At 34.9% G+C, this 4,503-nt stretch carries 4 protein-coding genes; all 4 read right to left on the bottom strand.

What is annotated here, in order from left to right; all coding sequences use genetic code 11:
* Positions 1–63: 63 nt before the first annotated feature.
* The 4 genes from IQ211_RS18070 to IQ211_RS18085 all read right to left on the bottom strand — a co-directional run bounded on the left by IQ211_RS18070 (position 64) and on the right by IQ211_RS18085 (position 4,220).
* Entirely contained in the window at positions 64–834 is a 771-nt protein-coding gene (locus IQ211_RS18070) for an acyltransferase (RefSeq protein WP_193836437.1), read from the bottom strand.
* Positions 835–846: 12 nt separating this feature from the next.
* Positions 847–1,503: an SGNH/GDSL hydrolase family protein gene (locus IQ211_RS18075; protein WP_189760331.1), complete on the bottom strand. Its 657-nt coding sequence runs from the start codon at positions 1,501–1,503 to the stop codon at positions 847–849.
* Positions 1,504–1,910: 407 nt separating this feature from the next.
* On the bottom strand, positions 1,911–2,963 hold the full coding sequence (locus IQ211_RS18080) for an alpha-xenorhabdolysin family binary toxin subunit B (protein WP_189760332.1): 1,053 nt from the start codon (positions 2,961–2,963) through the stop codon (positions 1,911–1,913).
* Between the two features lie 42 nt (positions 2,964–3,005).
* Positions 3,006–4,220: an alpha-xenorhabdolysin family binary toxin subunit A gene (locus IQ211_RS18085; protein ID WP_276529791.1), complete on the bottom strand. Its 1,215-nt coding sequence runs from the start codon at positions 4,218–4,220 to the stop codon at positions 3,006–3,008.
* Positions 4,221–4,503: the final 283 nt, after the last annotated feature.

Raw genomic sequence — 4,503 nt, forward strand, 5'->3', positions numbered from 1 at the left:
GTTTATATCTTTTGTTATATTTGATATTTTACTTACATTCAAATTAACCAAGAATAAAAATAATCATACGGAAGACACCTGAAGGAAAACATTATAAAATTTCCCATAAAAGAAGTTCATTCCTGTCCTGACTGAGATTAATGATAACAATATCAACGAGATAATAAATAACACCAACAAAGTGATGTGGTTAAAGGAGAAAGTTTTTATTTTAGGGTTCGTCAGTCCTATATACCCGCCTATCAGAAAACTAAGAAGCCCTTGAACCTGGAATGGGAGTAAAATATTAAAGGGCACAATGGAAAAGTTATATTTATAGTCTGTTAATGCATTCAACAAGGTAAAATTAGAAATAATAAACATTATGATTATTATCTTTACCAGCCCCTTGGCATTCTCTAAATTAAATGCACTCCGTATTAATGGAGTCAGTATATAAAGAGCAATTATTGCAAATATAAACCATAAATGCGTGGCATCGGATATAACATTGCTAACGTTAACATAATTTAAAAAGCTGACAGGGGGAATTGTTGTGAATTTACTAATAAAGAAATTATCATAGCAATAATAAAACACCAACCAAAACAATAATACAATGAAAACTTTTTTTACTTTATTAATTGCATAAGCTGTTTGGTTTTCATGTTTGTTATTTAGCAGAAAATAACCACTGCACATAAAAAATAACGAAACACCCAACTGACCTGCTTGTCTGTACAAATACAAAATCACATCATTATCATGACGTAACAAAAAGAACAATGTGACGTGGGATACGACAACGAAAAATATAGCCATTATCTTTAATAAATCTATAGTTAGAATTCTCATTTAAAATCACTCTTAAATTGATAACATGAAATTTGCAATTTTAGGCGCTATTTTTGCCATTCCTATTTTTGATGGATGCAATCCATCGGACACTGTACCTAAGCTATTGCTTGTCATGATATCTATATTTCCTTCATTAAAACCGGAGTTTTTCAATAAATCCAGATATGGAATAGAATATCTTTCGCAAACTTCCCTGCAAACATGGCAATAATCAGACAAATAGTATCCTTTCAAATTTTTTTCGTGCATTCCTCTTTTTATTGAAAGAGGCGTTGTAATGATGAACCCTATCCGTGATAATGGGTATTGCTTTGTTATTCCTGCCAGTAATAAATTCATGGCACCAATAAATGTTAATGGAGTTTTATCTTTACTGTCTCCTATTTCTATCCCGCCATGAGAACCAAAATCATAGCCAAAATCGTTAACCCCTCCCCATATGGTAATGATGTCTGGATTGCTTCCCATTTCTTTATATCTTAAACACATAGCAGAACTGTCATCTTTATCTTTTTGAGCTATACATGTTCCGCCAATACCGTAATTGACAAATTCTTTTAAGCCTAATATTTCAGTTACGATAGGTTGATACCACCCTCTTTCTGTTATGCTGTCGCCGAGTGAGAACCAAACTTGCCCCGCCAAATGAGATTGAATATAAGACATTTCTTTTCCTTTGTTTGTCCTGGAATGATAATCGGGGCATTTCTGGAGGTATCCTTCTTAGGAAAAAGGACATTCACATCACAGTATTTGCCCGCATTAAAGAAATTAAATTAACAGTTAACTTCATAAAATATTGTGTGTAACCTATCATTTTGTAATTATTTATATCCCAATTTAACTTCATGATGCGTGTGATGTCTCCCCGCGAAGCGAGAAGACATGGCACAGATTGCCGATAAAGCAGTCGTGTCACGTGAGGCGCTATATCGAACACGGTCACCTAAAGGTCAAAGACTTTACGCAATATCAGTTTTCTCATATTGCGGCAATGATTTAATCTGGTCAGATACAATTTATCAAAACGAAGGCTGAGAATATTTATTCCCAACCTTTCTTTATCAGAATGCTTATTTCAACATATTATATTGTGAGGTTAAATTAGCTAAAAAATCCAATTGGTCATTTATCAAACTGGTTAAATATTTCTGATCAACTTTATTACCTGATAAACGATGTAATTGAGTCGCGAATGTGTTCCACGCTTGTTCCAGTTTAACCGCCTCAGCAAGCATAATGGTGCGTTCTGCTTCGATTTGCATTACATCTTTTAAGCCAGAAAGCCGTTGTTCCGTCTCGTGTAATGTCACTTTCAGGGCATCAGTTTCTTTTATCACTTGATCGATTTGATCACTCAGTTTCATTCTGGCATCGGCCAGATCGATATATTTCAATCCTTCAGAAACTTTACCTAATATTTTTCTGGCTATCTCAACACCTTGTTTTATAGCCTGTTTAATAGCCTCTTTTTTAGGTTGAGTAAAATCCAGGCCATCAATATCACTGGCACTAGGGATAAAATATTTAAACATATCCGCAATATTATTTTCACGGATCACATCCTGACTTTCGATAATTTTAGCCCGTTCAGCATCCAATTTATTTCTTTTTTCGGCTTTACTTTCAATATCACTCAGCAATTTTGCTTTCTGTGATTCCGTTTGTGTCAAAAGCTCCCCCAAACGCTCCGCAATCACCATATTGCGAATATCGTTGATTTTTCCATCCAATTGCTTAGTGCTGTTACTGAAATTAACAATCACATGGTCAATATCTTGCGATAACTTTTGGATCAATTGATCACGTTCTGCCAACAAAGCTTGACGATCATCGTCACTCAAATCAGGAACTGCCAAAGCCTCATCGATTTGGTTGATTGTTTGGAAAGTCTCTCCCGCTGCAAGCTGGCTAAGTATCGGCGTTAATTGCGACAACGAACGACGCACCAGTTCATCAAGGTCACGGCTATAAAGCCTGATTCGTTCAACTTTTTCCCCGATAATTGCAATACCGGATGTTTGTCGTTGTGCCAAAAGCCAAATAGCATTTACCGCCTGATTCATGGCTTTGATATTAATTTCTGGATACAAAATTTCTTTTTGTAAGATACTATCTTCAAACATTTTAATATTCCTTTTTATTTTATAAAATTTTCTCAGAAAAAATTAGTTGTAGAGTTTCTTATATTCAGCCAATGCTTCATCAAAAGTCTTCACTAATTGCACAGCAGAGCCTTGAACTTCTTTCCAGGGGCTAATAACTTGCTTAAATGTTGCCACAAAAGAGGTCAGCTTCAATGCATCATTAATTTCAGCAAATTTATCTTTTGAAGACGTAATTTGCGTTAGCATTGTATTCCACATAAAATCTAAGTGATTTAAGGCAGATTCCGCATCCAGCATACAAATATGGATATTGTTAAAATTAAGGGAAAGATTTTGAATGGCTGTTTGCAATGCACTTTTATTTTTCACTTGATCTTGCAATCCCTTAACTTCCTCGATCAGTTCATTTTTTCGTTTACGGGCTTTTTCTGCTTTATCACCAAAAATACCCCCCGTAATCGCCCAACCAATTATACCTCCGGCCATGCCAGAAAATGCCAGGCCAACGTATTTATCATAGTCTTTTTGGAGTTGTTCAATCTCTTTATTCTTCTCATCAATCTTATCTTGCAGATCTTTAATGGTTGCAGAAAGATTATTATCATCCATCAGTTTTTTCTTACTATTCACCTGTGGCTCTAATCCTTGTGCAATTTCGCCATTTGTTAATTTCCCACCAATTAAAGTGATCTTAAAATCGGTTACCGCATTTTTAACTTTCTGAGTATTTTCCTGTTGTTTTTTAATATCTTTCTTCATGCTCTCAAGGATATTACCCAATTCAACAGCGATTTCTTTATCATCATTGGTATAAGTTATTTCCGCTAATTGCTCATCAGTTAAATCACCTAATTCTGTTTTTACTCGTTCAATAATCGGCATTTGTTCAATGACACTGATTATTTCTCCTCCAGTTTCGGTAATTTGCCGGCCGGCATTTTCCAGATCGATACTTTGCTGTTGGACGTTACTTTCTACATCACTCCAACTAAGTGCATGATCGTGAATTTCTTTAAACAGAGCGGTAATATTCGCGGGTTTCAAACCATCAATATCAATATCGTTATAACCGATATATTCCTTGACGCCCTGTAAAGTAAATGGAAGTTCCAAACTATGTTTAACATATAATTTGATATTAATGAGATCTTCTTTAGTAAAGATACCGCCTGGACGAGCAACTCCTTCTATCTGGCTGGTTAACATTTTTAAGGTCACTGCGGGAACTTCTGTAACAGGTATCTTATTTTCTGCTAAGCGTTGATTTAATGACATATCGTTCTCCATTCGTGTTGCAGGTTTAATTTAAAATTAATTTAACTTCTCATTTCCCCATCTGAAAACCCTTTTATTTCGATATAATTTGAATTCGAACACTTACATTAACCTTAATGTGAAAAGTTGATATTTTTATCGGTAAATTTACTTTAATTCATCCTTTTTATTTTATTTATTCTTCCATATGAAAGGTTAAAACCACCGACTTTAGTCGGTCAGCTTTAGCTGCAATACTGTGTTGTACTGGAGGTGCAACATGGATTACAGATACGGCAGTCAC

Source organism: Xenorhabdus griffiniae (assembly GCF_015163655.1).
Classification (GTDB): Bacteria; Pseudomonadota; Gammaproteobacteria; order Enterobacterales; family Enterobacteriaceae; genus Xenorhabdus; species Xenorhabdus griffiniae.